This window comes from Streptomyces sp. CG 926 (genome assembly GCF_003148825.1).
GTDB lineage: Bacteria > Actinomycetota > Actinomycetes > Streptomycetales > Streptomycetaceae > Streptomyces.
Genome location: NZ_QGGZ01000006.1, coordinates 325,647 through 343,686 on the forward strand (window position 1 = coordinate 325,647; position 18,040 = coordinate 343,686).

Annotated in this window: 17 protein-coding genes; 8 read left to right on the forward strand and 9 right to left on the reverse strand. The window is 71.0% G+C overall.

The window, feature by feature from the left end; genetic code table 11:
• Window positions 1–87 precede the first annotated feature (87 nt).
• Together galU and BCL76_RS18415 are read right to left on the reverse strand one after the other, a co-directional pair.
• Window positions 88–993, reverse strand: coding sequence for a UTP--glucose-1-phosphate uridylyltransferase GalU (gene galU / locus BCL76_RS18410; RefSeq protein ID WP_109780569.1), 906 nt, complete (start codon window positions 991–993; stop codon window positions 88–90).
• Between the two features lie 57 nt (window positions 994–1,050).
• Window positions 1,051–1,653: a TetR/AcrR family transcriptional regulator gene (locus BCL76_RS18415; RefSeq protein WP_258309783.1), complete on the reverse strand. Its 603-nt coding sequence runs from the start codon at window positions 1,651–1,653 to the stop codon at window positions 1,051–1,053.
• Between the two features lie 305 nt (window positions 1,654–1,958).
• Here BCL76_RS18415 and BCL76_RS18420 point away from each other — a divergent pair, with 305 nt between their 5' ends.
• Window positions 1,959–3,203, forward strand: a complete 1,245-nt coding sequence (locus BCL76_RS18420) for an IS701 family transposase (RefSeq protein WP_109780571.1) — start codon at window positions 1,959–1,961, stop codon at window positions 3,201–3,203.
• 182 nt (window positions 3,204–3,385) lie between these two features.
• On the opposite strand, the gene BCL76_RS18425 is transcribed toward BCL76_RS18420, so the two are convergent.
• The 3 genes from BCL76_RS18425 to BCL76_RS18435 form a co-directional block, all read right to left on the reverse strand.
• Window positions 3,386–4,753: a phosphomannomutase/phosphoglucomutase gene (locus tag BCL76_RS18425; protein WP_109780572.1), complete on the reverse strand. Its 1,368-nt coding sequence runs from the start codon at window positions 4,751–4,753 to the stop codon at window positions 3,386–3,388.
• Between the two features lie 106 nt (window positions 4,754–4,859).
• The gene (locus BCL76_RS18430) at window positions 4,860–5,825 is read right to left on the reverse strand and encodes an NAD-dependent epimerase/dehydratase family protein (protein WP_181382604.1); all 966 of its coding nucleotides are present in this window, start codon (window positions 5,823–5,825) and stop codon (window positions 4,860–4,862) included.
• Window positions 5,822–6,559 carry a ScbR family autoregulator-binding transcription factor gene (locus BCL76_RS18435; protein WP_109780574.1) on the reverse strand — a complete coding sequence of 246 codons (738 nt, stop codon included), beginning with the start codon at window positions 6,557–6,559 and terminating at the stop codon, window positions 5,822–5,824. The genes BCL76_RS18430 and BCL76_RS18435 overlap by 4 nt, the downstream gene beginning before the upstream one ends.
• Before the next feature lie 101 nt (window positions 6,560–6,660).
• On the opposite strand from BCL76_RS18435, the gene BCL76_RS18440 reads away from it, so the two are divergent.
• The gene (locus tag BCL76_RS18440; protein ID WP_181382605.1) at window positions 6,661–7,635 is read left to right on the forward strand and encodes a ScbA/BarX family gamma-butyrolactone biosynthesis protein; all 975 of its coding nucleotides are present in this window, start codon (window positions 6,661–6,663) and stop codon (window positions 7,633–7,635) included.
• Window positions 7,636–7,807: 172 nt separating this feature from the next.
• Here BCL76_RS18440 and BCL76_RS18445 read toward each other — a convergent pair whose 3' ends face one another.
• The 3 genes from BCL76_RS18445 to BCL76_RS18455 all read right to left on the reverse strand — a co-directional run bounded on the left by BCL76_RS18445 (window position 7,808) and on the right by BCL76_RS18455 (window position 9,689).
• The gene (locus BCL76_RS18445) at window positions 7,808–8,164 is read right to left on the reverse strand and encodes a zinc ribbon domain-containing protein YjdM (protein ID WP_109780576.1); all 357 of its coding nucleotides are present in this window, start codon (window positions 8,162–8,164) and stop codon (window positions 7,808–7,810) included.
• 34 nt (window positions 8,165–8,198) lie between these two features.
• Window positions 8,199–8,948 carry an alpha/beta fold hydrolase gene (locus BCL76_RS18450; protein ID WP_109780577.1) on the reverse strand — a complete coding sequence of 250 codons (750 nt, stop codon included), beginning with the start codon at window positions 8,946–8,948 and terminating at the stop codon, window positions 8,199–8,201.
• 75 nt (window positions 8,949–9,023) lie between these two features.
• On the reverse strand, window positions 9,024–9,689 hold the full coding sequence (locus BCL76_RS18455; protein ID WP_109780578.1) for a TetR/AcrR family transcriptional regulator: 666 nt from the start codon (window positions 9,687–9,689) through the stop codon (window positions 9,024–9,026).
• A 62-nt stretch (window positions 9,690–9,751) separates the two neighbouring features.
• Between BCL76_RS18455 and BCL76_RS18460 the strand changes: the two genes are divergently transcribed.
• A complete protein-coding gene (locus tag BCL76_RS18460; RefSeq protein ID WP_109780579.1) occupies window positions 9,752–11,293 on the forward strand; it encodes a monooxygenase in 1,542 nt (513 codons plus the stop codon).
• A gap of 59 nt (window positions 11,294–11,352) precedes the next feature.
• Here BCL76_RS18460 and BCL76_RS18465 read toward each other — a convergent pair whose 3' ends face one another.
• Window positions 11,353–12,189, reverse strand: a complete 837-nt coding sequence (locus tag BCL76_RS18465; protein ID WP_109780580.1) for a helix-turn-helix transcriptional regulator — start codon at window positions 12,187–12,189, stop codon at window positions 11,353–11,355.
• A gap of 251 nt (window positions 12,190–12,440) precedes the next feature.
• Here BCL76_RS18465 and BCL76_RS18470 point away from each other — a divergent pair, with 251 nt between their 5' ends.
• The 5 genes from BCL76_RS18470 (at window position 12,441) to BCL76_RS18490 (ending at window position 18,038) form a co-directional block, all read left to right on the forward strand.
• Entirely contained in the window at window positions 12,441–13,640 is a 1,200-nt protein-coding gene (locus BCL76_RS18470; RefSeq protein ID WP_109780581.1) for a serine hydrolase domain-containing protein, read from the forward strand.
• A gap of 255 nt (window positions 13,641–13,895) precedes the next feature.
• The gene (locus BCL76_RS18475; protein WP_109780582.1) at window positions 13,896–15,962 is read left to right on the forward strand and encodes a galactose-binding domain-containing protein; all 2,067 of its coding nucleotides are present in this window, start codon (window positions 13,896–13,898) and stop codon (window positions 15,960–15,962) included.
• 141 nt (window positions 15,963–16,103) lie between these two features.
• Complete coding sequence (locus BCL76_RS18480) at window positions 16,104–16,715, forward strand: TetR/AcrR family transcriptional regulator (RefSeq protein WP_109780583.1); 612 nt, start codon at window positions 16,104–16,106, stop codon at window positions 16,713–16,715.
• A gap of 253 nt (window positions 16,716–16,968) precedes the next feature.
• On the forward strand, window positions 16,969–17,499 hold the full coding sequence (locus BCL76_RS18485; protein ID WP_109780584.1) for a hypothetical protein: 531 nt from the start codon (window positions 16,969–16,971) through the stop codon (window positions 17,497–17,499).
• Window positions 17,496–18,038 carry a hypothetical protein gene (locus tag BCL76_RS18490; RefSeq protein WP_109780585.1) on the forward strand — a complete coding sequence of 181 codons (543 nt, stop codon included), beginning with the start codon at window positions 17,496–17,498 and terminating at the stop codon, window positions 18,036–18,038. Before BCL76_RS18485 ends, BCL76_RS18490 begins: the two co-directional genes overlap by 4 nt.
• Window positions 18,039–18,040 lie beyond the last annotated feature (2 nt).

Consider the following 18,040-nt stretch of genomic DNA (forward strand, 5'->3'; position numbering starts at 1 on the left):
CCCGTTGAGATCTGGGCAAGTTGACGAAGGAGTGCCAGGTGGGGTGGGCGACCGCGGAAGTTCCCCGGTCGCCCACCGGGCGACCGCTCAGACCCCGACGAGCTCTTCCGCTCGCACGAACTCCCTGAGCCAGGCCAGGAATTCGGGGCCCAGGTCGGCTCGTTCGCAGGCGAGCCTGACCGTGGCGCGCAGGTACTCGGCGCGGTCCCCGGTGTCGTAGCGCCGGCCGGAGAAGACGACGCCGTGCACGGGGCGCCCGGCTCGGACCAGCGTGCTCAGCGCGTCGGTGAGTTGGATCTCGCCGCCGCGCCCGGGGTCGGTGTTCCGTAGGACCTCGAAGATCTCGGGGTCGAGGAGGTAGCGGCCGATGACGGCCAGATTGCTGGGGGCCGTCCCGGGCTCCGGTTTCTCCACCAACTCGGTGATGCGCACGCCGTCGCCGCCCGCCGATGCATCCACCGCGGCGCATCCGTACAGGTGGATGGCCTGCGGATCCACCTCCATGAGGGCCACGACGCTCCCGCCGAGCCGCTCCCGCACCTCGGCCATCCGGGCGAGCAGCGGGTCGCGGGGGTCGATGAGGTCGTCGGCCAGGAGGACGGCGAAGGGCTCCCGGCCGACGTGGGGCGCGGCACACAGGACGGCGTGCCCGAGGCCCTTCGGGTCCCGCTGGCGCACGTAGTGGATGTCGGCGAGTTCGGTGGAGGCGCAGACACTCCGGAGTTTGTCCTGATCACCCCGCCGCTGGAGAGCCTCCTCCAGCTCGTAGTTGCGGTCGAAGTGGTCCTCCAGCGGTCGCTTGTTGCGTCCGGTGACCATGAGGATGTCGGACATCCCCGCCGCCACGGCCTCCTCCACCACGTACTGGATGGCCGGCTTGTCGACCACCGGCAGCATTTCCTTCGGGGTGGCCTTGGTCAGCGGGAGGAATCGTGTGCCGAGTCCCGCGGCGGGGATCACTGCTTTGGTTATCCGGTGAGGTGTGGAATTCATGTCACCGACGCTAGGGCGCGGCGCACTCCATCCGCTCGAATTGCCCTGTCTTTCCTCCTACTTGGGCAATTCTGGATCCGTCCGGGCGGCGATGCCGCGGCGAACGAGCCGCCACACCTCCCTGAGCTCGCCGGTCACGGCCTCGGGACCTCTGCCCCGACCTCGACGCACCCGGGTGACGACGCCGCCCACCAGATGTGCCATCAGCAGGGCGACCGGGCACGGGTCGACCTCGGGGTGCAGCTGACCCTGCGCGGCGGCCTGCTTCAGCAGCTCCTTGACGTCCGGGAGCCAGCAACCGCACCAGTCGGGTCCGGCACCCACCCGCTCCTGGGTCAGCCGCGCCGCGGCGCGTACGGCCGGGTCCGCCTCGATCAGCCGGCCGAGGGCGAGGACGAGCGCGGAAACGGTGTCCAGCGCCGGGCCGCCGCGGGCCGTCACCCCCTCGACCACTCTGCGGGTGGCGGCCCGCCCCGAATCCTCGACGGCGGAGGCCAACTCCCCTTTCGCCGCGAAGTGAAAGGTGAGGGCCCCTATCGAAATTCCGGCGGAGCGACTCAGCCGGGAAAGCGAGGTCCCGTCGTACCCATTGCGGTCGAATTCAGCGGCGGCCACCGAGATCAGATGATTACGGGTGCGTACGCCACGCTCTTGCTTCACCACTGCGCTATCACTGCCATCCAGGTCGTTCCTCACTCGCCGTCGCGCCCCGCACGGAGCCGGCGATCTCCAGCCTCACCCGGGCGCCGACCGCCGACAACGCGGACTTGACGAAGAAGCGCCCGTGCCCCGACCCGTAGGGGGGCGTGGCGCGGCCCCGGCACGGGCGCCGAAGGGCCTGCGCGTCCAACGTGCCGAAGTCGGGGGCAGGACGCCATGGGTTCGCTAGAAAAAAAACGAACGTTCTGTATTCTATGACTACTACCGACGGCGCACGCCGACGTCCGCAGTGGAGGGGGAGACAGATGACGACACGGACGAGGACCCGAGCCCTGACTGCCGGTGACACCACCCTGGCCGACTTCACGGAACGCCTCTTCGGTCACTTACCGAGAGCCGACCAGCGACGCTGGGCCCGGGTCTACCTGCAGGGACTGCTCAGCACCCCGGGGAAGAAGTCCGTACGCAGACTCGCGGCGTCCGTCACCGAGTCGCCCACGGCCTCCCAGTCCCTGCAGCAGTTCATCAACGCGAGTCCGTGGGACTGGAATCCGGCCCGCACCGAACTGCTCCGCTGGGTGGAGGAACGGCACCCCGTACGGGCCTGGACGATCGGGCAGGTGTGCTTCCCCAAACGTGGCGAGCACTCGGTCGGCGTGCACCGCCGCTTCGATCCCGTCGCCGGACGCATCGTCAACTGCCAGTTGGGGTTCTGCCTCTTCCTGTCACTCGACGGTATGAGCGTGCCGGTGGACTGGCGGCTGGCGCTCCCCCAGGCCTGGGTGACGGATCCCGTCCTGCGCCGCCGGGCGCGCATCTCCCCCGAGGCCGTCCACCAGGCCCCGGAAGCTCTCGTCCTGGAGCTCGTCGACTCGATCGCCGCCCGTACCTCGTCGGCGCACCCGCCCGTGGTCGCCGATCTCAGCCGCCTCGGCAGCGCCGCCGCACTGATCGGCGTACTCGGCCGCCGCGGGCACGACTTCCTGGTGTCCGTACCGCCGACCCTCCCGGTACGCGCCGCCGCCGCGCTGACGCAGGGCGGCGCGGCCGCGCGTACGGGTACGCCCGGGCGCGGCGGGACCACCGCGGGCGACTTCGCCCGCCTCGGCAACACCAGCCATCCTTACTCCGCGCCGCTCGCCGGCCCCGCCGGCCCCGCCGGGGGCCCGCAGCGGCAGCGCATCCACTCGGCGCTGGTCCGGCTGCCGGAAGGGGAAGCGGCCGGGCGGGGGGCGCAGCAGATCTACCGGCTGTTCGGCGAACGGCGGCCGGGGCGGCAGGGCGCACAGGGTGGGCAGGGCGGGCAGGGCGCGGGGCCCGTCTGGCTCACCAATATGAACCGCCACCGGATGGACGACCTGCTGCACCTGGTGCGGCGGTCGGCGCGGTCCACAGCGGTGCTGGGGTCGCTGGCCGACGAGTTCGGGCTCCTCGACTTCGAGGGTCGATCCTTTCCTGGCTGGCACCATCACATGACGCTGATGTCGGCGGCGTACGCGTACGCGTACGCGGTGCGGGAGCGGGCGGAGCTCGGGCGGCGCTCCGCCTGAGCGGGCGCGGCTCCGGGGGAACCCGGCTCCGCCGGGCACCGGGCTCCGCCCGGACCGGCGCCTCAAACGCCGGCGAGGCTGGATGAGGGCCGAGCCCGGACCTCGGGGGTCGCCCCGCCGACGCCTTCGGGCAACCGGCGAGGCCGGAACGGGCGGAGCCCGGGCGCCGGGTGCCGGACGGGTCAGGCGCGGATGAGGGTGAGGACCTCGTCGCGGACCTTGGCCAGGGTGGCCTCGTCACGGGCCTCCACGTTCAGACGCAGGAGGGGCTCGGTGTTGGAGGCGCGGACGTTGAACCACCAGTCCTCGGCCGTGGCCGTCAGACCGTCCAGCTCGTCGATCGTGACACCCTCGGCGTCACCGTAGGCCGCCTTCACCGCCGCCAGACGGGCCGCCTGGTCGTCGACCGTCGAGTTGATCTCCCCCGAACCCGCGTAACGGTCATAGGAGGCCACCAGCTCCGACAACGGACCCTCCTGACCCCCCAGCGCCGCCAGCACATGGAGCGCGGCCAGCATGCCCGTGTCCGCGTTCCAGAAATCCTTGAAGTAGTAGTGCGCCGAGTGCTCACCACCGAAGATCGCACCCGTCCGCGCCATCTCCTCCTTGATGAAGGAATGACCCACCCGCGTACGCACCGGCGTGCCACCGTTCTCGCGCACCACCTCCGGCACCGACCACGAGGTGATCAGGTTGTGGATCACCGTGCCCGACCCACCGTTGCGCGCCAGCTCCCGCGCCGCGACCAACGCCGTGATCGCCGACGGCGACACCCCGACACCCCGCTCGTCCACGATGAAACACCGGTCCGCGTCACCGTCGAACGCGATACCGAGGTCGGCGCCTTCCGCCAGGACACGCGCCTGGAGGTCCACGACGTTCTTCGGGTCCAGCGGGTTCGCCTCGTGGTTGGGGAACGTGCCGTCCAGCTCGAAGTACATCTCCGTCACGTCCAGCGGCAGACCCGCGAACACCGTCGGCACGGTGTGACCACCCATACCGTTGCCCGCGTCCACGACGACCTTCAACGGACGGATCGACGCCAGATCGACCAGGCCCTTCAGGTGCGCGGCGTAACCCGGGCGGCTGTCCAGCTCCGTGACCGTCCCCGCCACCGTCCCCGCCGGAACCGCCGGCGCGCCCTCGTCGGACCACTTCTCCACGAGCTCGCGGATCTGCGACAGGCCCGTGTCCTGACCCACCGGGGCCGCGCCCGCACGGCACAGCTTGATGCCGTTGTACTTGGCCGGATTGTGCGAGGCCGTGAACATGGCGCCCGGCAGGTCCAGCGAACCCGACGCGTAGTACAGCTGGTCCGTCGAGCACAGACCGATCAGCGTGACGTCCACCCCGCGCGCCGCCGCACCCCGCGCGAACGCGGCCGACAGACCCGGCGACGACGGACGCATGTCATGACCGATCACGATCGCCGACGCGCCCACGACCTCCACGAACGCCGCACCGAACAGCTCGGCCAAGGACTCGTCCCACTCGTCCGGCACGACACCACGCACGTCGTACGCCTTGACGATGTTCGAAAGGTCGGGCATTTCCACTCCTTCAGGGGGTGACCGGCTGTGCTTCGGACGCTACCCGCCGCCCGGCTCGACACAGCCCGTCCACGCCCCATCCCGCCGAGGCTTTGGCAGATCGCCGTCAGCCCGGGGTCACCCCGCCCCTCTCCCGGTACCACCGCGCCGCCCGGTCGAGCCGGCTCAGCGGGCCGGGCCCCGGTGCGATCCCGGCGCGTTCCCATGCCGCGTCGGCGCGGTACCAGTGGTCAGCGGCCAGCAGCGTGAACTGACGCTCGCTCACCCATCCGGGGGTCGCGGCCAGGGCGTCCAGGCATCTGCGCCACGACCAGTCGGCGTCGGGACGCGCCGGCAGCACCCGGTGCTCGGCGAGGGCGTCCATGAGGTCCCGGTTGCGCACCGGCTCCGGGTGGTGCGCGTGCAGGACGCCCGGGGCATCCGCCTCGTCGCCACCCGTGAGCGCGAGCGCCACGATGAGTCGTGCCAGGTCGTCGACGTCGACGAAGGAGGCACGTCCCGCCCCTCCGTCCCACCCCGCCGGTACGCGCCGGAAGGCGTCGACGAGAGCCGGTACGGCCCACCGGTCGCCCCTGCCCAGCACGAGCCCCGCGCGCAGGACCAGTCCCCCGGCGTCGAGCACGGCCCCCTCCCCCACCAGCCGGCTGCCGCTGGCGGCCGATACCGGGGCAGGTGTCAACTCGCCCACGTCCTGCCCCCGATGGGGCCCCGGACCGTACACCGCGCAGGTGGACAGGTGGATGATCCGCCCCACTGCGGCCCGCCGGGCCTCGGCCATCAGGGCCGCGGTCCCCTCGGCGTTGACCGCGGTGCAGCGCTCCGCGTCCGGTCCGACGTAGGAGGCCAGGGACAACAGGACGTCCGCACCGTCGCACACCCCGCGCAGGGACGCTGTGTCGGCCAGGTCCGCGCCCACCCGCCGAGCTCCGGACAAGCCCGCGGGGGTCTGCGTACGGGACACCGCACGCACCGCGACCCCTTGGTCGCCCCGGCCCCGTTCGGCCAGTCGGCGCAGCACCGCCGACCCCACGAAGCCGGTCGCGCCGGTGACGACCACATGACGGGTACTCAAGCCCGCTTCTCCGAGGCCGCCCTGGACCGGCGCTTCGGCACCGCCGCCGGCTCCGGCTCCGCCTTCGGGTCCGCCGCCGGCTCGGGCGTCGGCACCGGCGTCGGCTCGCTCGGCGGCAGGGTCAGGCGCAGTCCGCCGCGGATGTCGTCGGCGGCCACCGCGGGCAGCAGGTAGCGCCACAGGGAGGCGATCCGCTGCGGCAGGTCCACCCGGCCGGTGGACGCCTGGGAGAAGAGCTGGGCCCCGGTGAAGGAGCTGACCAGCACCCAGGCCAGTTCGTGGTCGTCGACGTCCGGCTGGAGTTCGCCCTTGGCGCGGGCGAAGCGCAGCTGCTGGCGGAACTCCAGCACCCAGGCCTGGTAGGCCACGTCGTCACGCAGGCCGAACTCGCCCTGCTCCACGGCCAGTCGGACGCCGGCGCGAAGCACCGGATTGTGCCGGAGCTGCTCGGCGAGGTAGAGCGTGATGTCCACCAGGTGCTGCAGGCCGTCCTCCCCGGCGGGGAACTCCAGGCCGTCGCCCTGGCCGACCATGACGGCGTAGGCGAGCTCCTCCTTCGAGCTGAAGTGGAAGTACATCCCGCCCTGGGTGACGTCCGCCCGCTTCATGATCTTGCTGATGCTGGCTCCACTGAAGCCGAACTCGTCGAAGACCTCGGCCGCGGCACGCAGGATGGCCGCTTTGGTCTGAACTGCCCTTAGTTGAGGGGCGCGTTGCTGCTTTCGTTCTGACATGAGCACCTAACTAACCTCGACAAAAAAAACGAACATCCTTTATTTTAGGACCTGCGCCGAACAAGCACCAGCTCATGTCCGACGTCCAGGGGGGCTCAACCATGACCGTGTCCACCGATCGCTCCGTCTCGCCCATCGCCGCGCTCAGCAGCGCCTTACCTCGGGAGTACGTGCACAAGAGCGCGCACTCCGAAGTCCTGCTCACCGGATGGCGCGTCGTCGCGCCCGACGAGTACGTCGTCACCGCCCAATGGCCCCGTACCCACAGCTTCTACACACCGGACGAGGGTCACCACGATCCCCTGCTCCTCGCCGAATCGGTCCGCCAGGCCATCCCGCTCCTCAGCCACGTCGCGTACGAGGTCCCCTTCGGTCACCGCCAGATCTGGGACACCTTCAGCTACTCGACCGACCCCGACGCCCTCGTCGTCGGTTCGGCGCCGGCCGACATCTCCCTGCACATCCGTTGCTCCGGCATCTCACGCCGCGGTCGCAGACTCGCGGGTCTCACCATGCACGTGACCGCGAGCCGCGACGGAGAGTTCCTCGGCACCGCGGAGGCCGGATTCACCAACCAGTCCGAGGCCGTCTACCAGCGCCTGCGCGGCCGGAACGCGGACCTCGCCGAAGTGGCCGCCCGCACCATCCCGCTCCCGCCCCCGCTGACCCCGCGCCGGGTGGGCCGCGACCGCTTCCACGACGTTGTCCTCTCCCCCACCAGCTCCACGCGGCGCGCCCAGCTCCGGGCCGACGTCAACCACCCGATCCTCTTCGACCACCCCGTCGACCACGCCCCGGGCATGCTGCTCCTGGAAGCCGTTCGCCAGGCCGCGTACCGATCCGCCTTCCCCCGGCGGGGAGTCCTGACCGACATGGAGATCCGCTTCTCCCGCTATGCGGAGCTGACCTCTGCCTGCTGGATCGAGACGCTCCCGAACGCCGGGGCGCCGACCACCACGCCGGACCGTCATCCCGTGAACGTCGTCGCCCACCAGAACGGCGAGGTCGTCTTCGCCGCGACGGCGACCGTCGCCACCGCGACGTCCGTCCCCCTCCGCTTGCACTTCGCGGGCTGACCGGCCCAGCTCCGCCGGGGGAAGGGCCGTCGGCGCTCCGTCGGTCCATGAGCGCGCCGGCTCATGAACCGACCGCCGCACCGGCCCCACCCCCGGCGGACGAACGACGAAGGCGCCTGATCGGGACCGCGCCCGACAGGCGCCTTCCTCCGTTCACGGCCGACGCCGCCGGTCAGACCTTCCTGACCACGCTCGACTTCAGCTGCATCGCGCCGAACCCCTCGATCCTGCAGTCGATGTCATGGCCGTCGACGCCTTCCACCAGGCGGATGTTGCGCACCTTCGTGCCCGCCTTGATGCCCGACGCGCTGCCCTTGACCTTCAGCCCCTTGACCACCGTCACGGTGTCCCCGTCGGCCAGGACGTTGCCGACCGAGTCCTTGATCACCCGCTCCTCGGAGGCACCGCCGGGCTCGCCGGAAGCGAGGGGCCACTCGTGGCCGCACTCGGGGCAGACCAGGAGCGCGCCCATCTCGTAGGTGTAGGCGCCCGCGCATTCGGGGCAAGGAGGCAGGGGGGTCTCAGTCACCCGGTCAGTATATTTCAGTACCCATCGCCGCAGGTCAGCGGAGGTGGGCGGGGTCGGAACCGTGGCTGCCACACTCCACGGCAGCGTCGAGGAGGATCTGCGCCAGCTCGCGCGGCCGGGAGAACATCGGCCAATGGCCGGTGTCCATCGTGACCAACCGCCAGCACTCGCTCTTCAGCAGCTCGGCCACCTCCGCGTCGGGCTCGGCGTCGTCGGGCTCGGCCCCCGGCATCACGCACAGGATGTATGTCGCCGGAAGTTCACCGAGCGGCCCCGCCAGTACGGCGGGCTCGGTCAGCGTGGCACCCGGGTGAGGCGTCGAGCCACGCACGAGGCGTGCGATCTGCTCATCGGTGAGACCTTCGCCGTCGTAATGAGCGGCGGGCGCGAGCGGCCAGAACCCTCCGTTCTCGGCGATCGACGCCTCCACCGCCGCCCCGCCGTCCGGCCAGGCGGAGACGAACGACGCGCCGTCCGTCGGAACACTCGAGTCGACGAACACCACGCGGGCCAGTCGGTCACCGATCCGCTCCGCGGCCTGACCTACCGGGATGCCCGAGTAGCTGTGACCCACCAGGACCACGTCACGTAGACCCTGGCGTTCCACCTCGGCAACGATGTCCTGGACGTGAGTCGCTTGCCCCGCCGGTACACCCTGCTTGTCGGCAAGACCCGACAGCGTCAACGGATGGACGCCGTGGCCGGCCGCGCGCAGATACGGCGCCACCTCGCCCCACGCCCACGCGCCGAGCCGTGCACCTGCAACCAGTACGAAATTCACCATGCCCGCACCGTAGCCGGGCAGCCCGACAAGCCTCTGGAAGATATTTTCGATACACGCCCTGGGTGCGGCCAGGTCCTACGCGTGCTCCAGGGCGCGTAGCCCCCGCAGAAGCAGGGACAGTCCGAAGTCGAAGTGCCCCGCGAAGTCACCGCTCGTGAGCGTGGGCAGCACGGCGGCGAGCTGCGGATACCGCTCGGGCTCGGCCGCCAGGCGCAGGCGCTCGGGGTCCGCCGCCCCGCCGCCCTCCGCCGGCTGCCACAGCGCGGCCTGCTCCTCCAGCGTGTGGCCGATGACGAAGTGGACCACCGCCATCAGCGAGCGCGCCGCGTCCTGCTCACCGAAGCCGGCCGTGCGCAGCACCCCGAGGAGCGCCTCGGCGAAGCCGAGGGTGTGGGGTCCGGTCGCGTGCGTGCCCGCGTAGACGCGCGCGCCGTCGCGGCGGGCGAGCAGCGCCGTCCGCATGGCTCGGGCGAGGGTGGCCAGCCGCTCGCTCCAGTCGCCGTCGGTCCTGGTCGCCGCGAGGCCGGCCAGCATCCGTTCCGCCATCGCGGTCAGCAGCTCGTCCTTGGTGGCGAAGTACCGGTACAGCGCGCCGGCCCGCACGTCCATCGCATCCGCCAGGCGGCGCATCGTCAGCGCGTCGAGGCCGACTTCGTCCAGGAGGTCCAGGGCCGTGTCGACCGTCCGGTCGCGGTCGAGGCGGGCCGGACGGCCCCTGGCGGGGGTTGACGGAATGCTCATGGGCCTCACTATAGTGAACATCGTTCACGTGAACATTGTTCACTAAATAGGAGGCCGCACCGATGGATACCGATGTGATCGTCGTGGGCGCGGGACCGACCGGGCTGCTGCTCGCCTGCGAGCTGGCACTGGCCGGCGTACGGACCCACGTGGTCGAGCGGCGCACCGAGCCGCAGCAGGATTCCCGGGCGCTGACCCTGCATCCGCGCAGCATGGAGCTGATGGACCTGCGCGGGCTCGCACCCCGCTTCCTCGGTCTCGGCCGCACCGTGCCGGGCTGGCACTTCGCCGCCCTCGACACCCCGCTGGACTTCGCCGCCCTCGACAGCCGCCACCCGCACACGCTGTTCCTGGCTCAGGCGCGCACCGAGGCCCTGCTGGCCGAACGGGCCCACGAGTTGGGGGTGCGAATACACCGCGGGCACACCCTCGTCGGCCTACGGCAGAACGAGGCCGGGGTCGAGGCGCAGGTGCGCGGGCCGGCCGACGGCCCGCGGCCCGTTCGCGCCGCGTACCTGGTGGGATGCGACGGCGGGCGCAGTCTCGTCCGGCAGGCGGCCGGAATCGATTTCCCCGGCACGGACGAGACCCTGACCGGGGTGCTCGGGGACTTCGCCACCGTCGGGGCCGGCCCCGCGGCCCTCGCCGCCGCGCGGGACGCGGGCGTACTCGCCGTCCCGCTGGACGGCGGGCTGACCCGCTTCGTGTACATCGATCCGGAGCGGATGCGGACGCCGGCGCGGGTGCCGGTGACCCTGGAGGAGTTCCGTACGGGGCTCCTGCGGATCTGCGGAACCGACTTCGGGGTCGATGGGCCCCGCTGGCTCTCGCGCTTCGGCAATGCCACCCGGCTGGCCGCCACCTACCGCTCCGGCCGCGTGCTGCTGGCCGGCGACGCCGCCCACATCCACTTCCCGGCCGCGGGCCAAGGCCTCAACACCGGGCTCCAGGACGCCATGAACCTCGGCTGGAAACTGGCGGCGGAGGTGCGCGGCTGGGCCCCGCCCGGGCTCCTCGACACCTATCACGCCGAGCGTCACCCCGTCGGCCGGGCCGTCACCGAGAACACCGAGGTGCAGACGCTGCTGGCGGAGCTGCCGCTGGTGCCCGGGTACCGGCGGCCCGCCGCCGCGCTGCGCGGGCTCTTCGAGGAGCTGTTGGGAATGCCGGAGGTCAACCGTCGCCTCGCCGACCAGGTCTCGGCGCTCGGCACCGCCTACCCGGCAGCCTGCCCCGACGCCGATCCACTGGTCGGCCGCCGGATGCCCGACATCGGCCTGAGCGTGAGCGATCCGGCCGGTTCGGCCGCGACACGGGTGTACGAGCTCCTGCACCAGGGCGGCTTCGTCCTGCTCCACCTCACGCACGCGCGGGACCCGCACCCGCCGGCGTACGAGGCCCCGGCCGCCGGACGGGGGCCACGCATCAGCGCCGTCACCGCCCGCGCGGCCGAGGAACACCCGGAGCTCGACGGGGTCCGCGAGGTCCTGATCCGCCCCGACGGGCACGTCGCCTGGGCCACCCGGAGCGCCGACGCCGACCTGCGCCGCACCGGGCGCGAGAGCGCGCTCACGGCATGGACGGCGCCGGCCACCACCGCGTGAGCGCGGGTGCGGGCGGCCCTGCCCTGCCCGGCCAGGCCCGGACGCCGGACGCCGGACGGTCAGGTCGTCCGGCGGGTCGCGTGCAGGCTGCCGAGCAGGGCGAGGCCGCGGGCGCTCGGGCTTCCCGGTTCGGCGTGGTAGATCACCAGCTGCTGGCCCGGCGCCCCCAGCACGGCGAACGACTGGAAGGCGAGCGAGAGCCGCCCGATGTCGGGGTGGTCTAGTTCCTTGGTGTCGTGGGTCTTGCCGCGAACGGAGTGCGCGGCCCAGAGCTCCGCGAACTCCGGGCTGGAACGCCCGAGTTCACGTACCAGGCCGCTGAGGCGCGGGTAGTCGGGGTCCAGGCCGGTCGCGTGGCGCAGGCCGGCCACCACCGCCTCGGCCGCGCGGTCCCAGCGGACGAAGAAGGACCGGGCCGCGGGGTCGAGGAAGGTCATGCGCGCGAGGTTGTCCCGCTGCGCGAACGGGGAGAACAACGCGTCGGCCAAGGCGTTGGTCGTCAGTACGTCGGTGGCGGGATTCAGCACGAAGGCCGGGGTACCGGTGTACCCGTCCAGCAGTTGGCGCAGCGGGGCGCCGATCGACTCCTTCGGCCCGCGGGTACCGCGCCGGTCACCGTCCGGCACGGTACCCGCCAGCCGGAAGAGGTGCTCCCGTGCCGTTTCGTCCAGGCGCAGGGCGTCGCCGATCGCGTCAAGGATCTGCGCGGACGGGCCGCGTTCGCGCCCCTGTTCCAGTCGGGCGTAGTAGTCGCTGTTCATCCCGGCCAGCACCGCGACCTCCTCGCGGCGCAGCCCTGCCACGCGGCGTCGTCCGTAGGAGACGAGTCCGACGTCGTCCGGCCGCAGACGCGCGCGCCGGGCGCGCAGGAAATCTCCGAGTTCGCTGCTGGTCACGGCTTCAGGGTAGGACGTGCCCCGTGTGCGTGCCTGGGTGCGGCGCACCCAGGCACGCACCGCACCGCACCGCGTCGCGTCGCGCCCGCGCCCGCGCCCGCGCCACGAGATGGCTCCCCCGTGCGGCGGAACTGCCTTGCGTCAATGGCGCGTTCCTCCTCATGGCGGCGGCCGATCGAACCGATGATCTTGCATAGGCTCATTTCGCCCGACCTGTACATCCCCACCGGAGGAGCATCGTGCCCCTGCCCATGAACCGACGTCTGGCCCTCGGTACGGCCCTGCTTGCGGTGACGGCCGCCCTCGCTCCGGCGACCACCGTCCAGGCCGCCCCGACCGCCTCCCCCGATCTCGAAGCGCTGACCCAGGCGTTGCGGAACACGACCGCCGCAGGCGCGCCGGGTGCGTTGGCCCGTTTCAGCGGCCCCGGCGGGGTCAGGGTCCGGACGGTGGGGGTACGCGACCGGGCCACGGGCTCGGCGATGGACCCGCGGGCCCGCTTCCGGATCGGGAGCGTCAGCAAGACCTTCACCTCCGTCGTCCTGCTGCAACTGGTGGACGAGGGTCGGATCGATCCGGACACCGCCGTCAACCGGTACCTACCCGGGCTGCTGCCCGACGACCGGATCACGGTGCGCCATCTGCTGACCCACCGCAGCGGGCTGGCGGACTACACGGACGCGATGTTCGAGCACACCGTGCCGGGCTTCGAGGCCGTGCGCAACAAGGTGTTCGGCTACCAAGAGCTGGTGGACCTCTCGCTCCGCGAACCGCGGACGACCGAGCCCGGCGTCGCGTACAAGTACTCGAACACCAACTTCGTGGTCGTCGGCATGCTCATCGAGAAGGTCACCGGCAACGGCGTGGCCAAGGAGTACGAGCGGCGCATCATCAAGCCGCTGAAGCTGCGCAACACCTCCTACGTCCACCCCGGCACGCAGATCAAGGGGCTGCACACCCGCGGCTACCTCCACCCCGACGAGGCCGGCGCGCCGCTGGTCGACTCCACCGAGCAGACGGTGTCGTGGGCCCAGTCGGCCGGCGCGGTGATCTCCGACCCCGCCGACCTGAACACCTTCACCTCCGCGCTCCTCGGCGGTCGTCTGCTGCCCGCACGGATGCTGGACGCCATGCTCACCGTGACGCCGACCGACGCGACGAACACCCGGTTCTACGGGCTCGGGCTGCGCCGCTACGACCTGTCGTGCGGCACCTCGGTCTACGGGCACACGGGTACCGTGCAGGGCTTCTACACCTACGCCTTCTCCACCCGCGACGGGCGCCGCTCCCTCTCCGCGATGGCGAACACCTCGAACAAGGGGGACGCGAACACGGCCCTCGGCGGAACCCTCGAAGCGGCGTTCTGCGGTAAGCCCGCCCCGAAGACCACCGCGCGTGGATTCGGGTTCGCCCCGGCGGAGGTGGACCTGCCGGAGCACAACGCGCGCTGACGCCGCGGCGTCTTCGTCCCGTCGCCGTATCCGCGGGCCCCGCGGGCGGTGCGTGGATCTTGTGAAGAATGAGCGCATCTGATGAATCATCAGGTCACCTGTCCCGGACTATTGACTCCGTCGACGGCAGTGGCGATTCTCGTCCCACCATTTGCGAGGTCCATGACAAGTCAGGCCCGTGCTCGCGACGCGTCGTACCTCCGAACGGATCCGGCTCCTCGACCGCGCCATCCGGCTGACCTTGAGACGTGAGTGATGACCCTTCCTCGACACACGCACCACAGGCGTAGGCCCCTGGCGGTCCTGTCGTTGCTCCTCGCCGTGGTGGCCATGGTGCTCGGCCCCGTGCCCGCCTCCGCCGCCGATCCCGGCTGGTGGAACCCGGTCGCCCGGCCCGCACCCGACTCCGACATCAACGTCACGGGCGAGCCCTTCAAGGGCACCGACTCCCAGGGGCGGGTCCGGGGCTTCGTGGACGCGCACGACCACCTGATGTCCAACGAGGGCTTCGGCGGCCGGCTCATCTGCGGCAAGCCGTTCTCCGAGGCGGGGGTGGCCGACGCGCTCAAGGACTGCCCCGAGCACTACCCCGACGGCACGCTCGCGATCTTCGACTTCATCACCAAGGGCGGTGACGGCAAGCACGACCCGAACGGCTGGCCGACCTTCAAGGACTGGCCCGCCCACGACTCGCTGACCCACCAGCAGAACTACTACGCCTGGGTCGAACGGGCCTGGCGCGGCGGTCAGCGCGTGCTCGTGAACGACCTCGTCACCAACGGTGTCATCTGCTCGGTCTACTTCTTCAAGGACCGCGGCTGCGACGAGATGACGGCCATCCGGCTCGAAGCGCAGAAGACCTACGACATGCAGGCCTACATCGACAAGATGTACGGCGGCCCGGGCAAGGGCTGGTTCCGGATCGTCACCGACTCCGCGCAGGCCCGCGACGTCGTCCAGCAGGGCAAGCTGGCCGTGGTCCTCGGGGTGGAGACCTCCGAGCCCTTCGGCTGCAAGCAGATCCTGGACGTCGCGCAGTGCAGCAAGGCGGACATCGACCGCGGCCTGGACGAGCTGTACCGCCTCGGGGTGCGCAGCATGTTCCTGTGCCACAAGTTCGACAACGCCCTGTGCGGGGTCCGCTTCGACGAAGGCGCCCTCGGTACGGCCATCAACGTGGGCCAGTTCCTGTCGACCGGGACCTTCTGGAAGACGGAGAAGTGCACCGGCCCGCAGCACGACAACCCCATCGGACTGGCGGCCGCGCCCTCGGCCCAGAAGGAACTGCCCGCGGGCGTGTCGGTTCCCTCGTACGCCGCCGACGCCCAGTGCAACACCCGCGGACTCACCGAACTCGGCGAGTACGCGGTGCGCGGCATGATGAAGCGCAAGATGATGCTCGAAGTCGACCACATGAGCGTGAAGGCCGCGGGCCGGTCCTTCGACATCCTGGAGTCCGAGTCGTACCCGGGTGTGATCTCCTCGCACAGCTGGATGGACATGGACTGGACCGAGCGGGTCTACAAGCTCGGTGGCTTCATCGCCTCGTACATGAGCGGCGCCGAGGGGTTCAGCTCCGAGGCGAAGCGGACGGACGCGCTGCGCGAGAAGTACAACGTCGGCTACGGGTACGGCACCGACATGAACGGTGTCGGCGGCTGGCCCGGCCCGCGCGGGGCCGACACCCCGAACCCGGTGCGCTACCCCTTCCGCAGCACCGACGGCGGCTCCGTCATCGACAAGCAGACCACCGGTTCGCGCACGTGGGACCTCAACACCGACGGCGCCGCGCACTACGGTCTGGTCCCCGACTGGATCGAGGACATCCGCCTCGTCGGCGGCCAGGGTGTGGTGGACGACCTGTTCAAGGGCGCCGAGTCCTACCTGACCACCTGGGGGAACTCCGAGAAGCACAAGTCCGGGGTGAACCTGGCCACGGGCTCGCCGGCCTCGGCGTCGAGCGCGGAGTGGTGGAACCCCTTCGTGAACTTCTCCCCCGGCCGGGCCGTGGACGGTGACTCGGGCACCCGCTGGGCGAGCGAGTGGAACGACAACCAGTGGCTGCGCATCGACCTCGGGTCCGCGAACCGGGTAGGACGCGTCACCCTCGACTGGGAGGCCGCCTACGGGAAGGCGTACCGCATCGAGGTCTCCACGGACGACACCAACTGGCAGACCGTCTGGTCCACGAACGCGAGTGACGGCGGCCTGGACACGGCCCGCTTCTCCGGGGTGCCGGCCCGCTACATCCGCGTCCAGGGACTCCAACGCGCGACGAAGTGGGGGTACTCGCTCCACGAGGTCGGCGTCTACAGCAGCTGATCCCGCCGAGCGGGACTCCAGGGGCCGGGGCCGGCCGGATCAGCCGATCCGGCCGGCCCCGGCCTCCCTCGCACCACGACGCACCACGCACGACCACGCACCACGCACCACGCACCGCGGCACGAACCGAAAGGAACGCCCATGGCACGGATGCCCTCGGCCGAGCGGCGCCGGCAGCTGACCGAGGCCGCCATCCGCGCGATGACCCGCGACGGCGTCGCCGCGACGACGACCAGGTCGATCGCCGCCGAGGCGGGCGTGTCCCTGAGCGTCTTCCACTACTGCTTCGACTCCAAGCAGGCCCTGCTCGAATCCGTCATCGCGGCGATCACCGACCACAGCGTCACCCTGGTGAAGCAGGCGATCCAGCCGAAGGCGACCCTCCGGGAGACGGTCCGGGCGGGCTTCCAGGCGTACTGGGAGCATGTGTCCGCCCACCCGGGCGAACACATGCTCACCTACGAACTCACCCAGTACGCCTTGCGCCGACCGGACTTCGAGCACCTGGCACGGCGGCAGTACGAGCGGTACTGCGACACCTACACCGAACTGATCGAGCAGCTGCGGCACCACATGGCCTTCGAACTCCGTGTGCCCGTGAGCGTGCTGGCCCGCTATCTGGCCGCCATGACCGACGGACTGACCCTGCACCACCTGGTCCTCGGCGACGACAGGATCGCGGCGGACATCCTCGACATGATCACCGACCACGTCGCGGGCCTCGTCGGCGACGACCGGGAACCCGGGAACTAGAGCTCGGCGCGGACCCGGCGGGCCGCCTCCCACCGGGTTCCCTCGGTCCCCGAAGGTGCGCGGAGGTGTCCGGTATCCGGACGACCAGGCGAGACCCACGAGGGTCGAAATCCGGCCATTGAGTGAATTGCATCACTGAGGCGCGCGTTGTGTCCCTCTTGTCCGTTTACCGGATCGAACTGCCCGGTCAGCGCAGTACGTTGCAGCTCACTCCATCGAGATGGCTCGATGACCACCTGAAGACCGAGGAAGAATGGCTGGACCGGTCCCGCGCGCCGCACTCGTCTGCGCCCTGGCACTCGGCGTGCTGACCGCCTGCTCGGCGGAGACCGACACCGAGCACAACGACTACGTCCGGGACTACGGCCGACATCAGCCGCTCGCCGTCCTCGGATATCCCTCCACGGGATCGCTGGGGATCACCCAACAAGTGGTGTGGCGGATCGCCGACGGCGACGTCGACGGCCTGGCGTCGCTCGTGTCCGACAAGCAGGGCGAGGACATCCCCGAGAAGACCGCCGAGAACTGGGTCACCGCGTTCCGTAAGGGCGCCGGCGGGCAGGTCACCGCGGAGTTCTACGACGAGGGCTCGTACCGGCAGACCGTCGTGCTCTACCTGCGCGACACCGGCCAGATCAAGGAGATCTACGTCCGGGCCGTGCTGCTGGACGGCAAGGAGGTCTGGCGGGTCGGGATGGCCGAGCCGGGTCCCGCCGAGGCCACCACCGTGGCGCCCTGGATCCCGAGGACGCCGGGCGAGCTCGGTTCGAAGGTCGTGCGATGAGCGCCCGCCCGAGGGCCGCCCTCCTCGTGCGCGCCGGCCTGGTGTCCGTGCTGGCCTGGGGCGCTCTCACCGGGTGCGCCGCCGACGAGGAGGGGCTGCGGGACGCGACCGACTACGCGCGCCACGAACCGCTGGGCGTGGTCGGGTATCCCACCTCCGAGTCCCTCCGGATCACCCAGCGGTTGGTCTGGCGGCTCGCCGACGGCAAGGCCGAGGAGGTGGAGGCGCTCGCCGCCGACCCCGACGACGCGCGCGGGGACGTCGAGCGGACCGCCCGGAACTGGATCCGGTCCTTCCATGAGGGGGCCAAGGGGAAGGTGACCGCGGAGTTCTACGACGAGGGGTCCGTGCGGCAGCTCGTCGTCGTGTACTTCCACGACACGGGCCAGACCAAGTCGTTCACGGTGCGCCTCACCGGCAGGGCCGGAGAGGACGGCTGGCGCGTGACCATGCGCGAGCCGGATCCCAAGCAGGCCTCGGCGACGCCCGACTGGGTTCCGCGTGCGCCCGGGGCCCTCGGTTCGAAGACGCCGCGATGAGC

Coding starts and splice junctions, on each gene's coding strand:
- BCL76_RS18460 (WP_109780579.1), top strand. CDS start 9,752: ATGGATACCGATGTGATCGTCGTGGGCGCGGGACCGACCGGGCTGCTG.
- BCL76_RS18455 (WP_109780578.1), bottom strand. CDS start 9,689: ATGAGCATTCCGTCAACCCCCGCCAGGGGCCGTCCGGCCCGCCTCGAC.
- BCL76_RS18470 (WP_109780581.1), top strand. CDS start 12,441: ATGAACCGACGTCTGGCCCTCGGTACGGCCCTGCTTGCGGTGACGGCC.
- BCL76_RS18425 (WP_109780572.1), bottom strand. CDS start 4,753: ATGCCCGACCTTTCGAACATCGTCAAGGCGTACGACGTGCGTGGTGTC.
- BCL76_RS18420 (WP_109780571.1), top strand. CDS start 1,959: ATGACGACACGGACGAGGACCCGAGCCCTGACTGCCGGTGACACCACC.
- BCL76_RS18435 (WP_109780574.1), bottom strand. CDS start 6,559: ATGTCAGAACGAAAGCAGCAACGCGCCCCTCAACTAAGGGCAGTTCAG.
- BCL76_RS18480 (WP_109780583.1), top strand. CDS start 16,104: ATGGCACGGATGCCCTCGGCCGAGCGGCGCCGGCAGCTGACCGAGGCC.
- BCL76_RS18490 (WP_109780585.1), top strand. CDS start 17,496: ATGAGCGCCCGCCCGAGGGCCGCCCTCCTCGTGCGCGCCGGCCTGGTG.
- BCL76_RS18475 (WP_109780582.1), top strand. CDS start 13,896: ATGACCCTTCCTCGACACACGCACCACAGGCGTAGGCCCCTGGCGGTC.
- BCL76_RS18485 (WP_109780584.1), top strand. CDS start 16,969: ATGGCTGGACCGGTCCCGCGCGCCGCACTCGTCTGCGCCCTGGCACTC.
- galU (WP_109780569.1), bottom strand. CDS start 993: ATGAATTCCACACCTCACCGGATAACCAAAGCAGTGATCCCCGCCGCG.
- BCL76_RS18450 (WP_109780577.1), bottom strand. CDS start 8,948: ATGGTGAATTTCGTACTGGTTGCAGGTGCACGGCTCGGCGCGTGGGCG.
- BCL76_RS18440 (WP_181382605.1), top strand. CDS start 6,661: ATGACCGTGTCCACCGATCGCTCCGTCTCGCCCATCGCCGCGCTCAGC.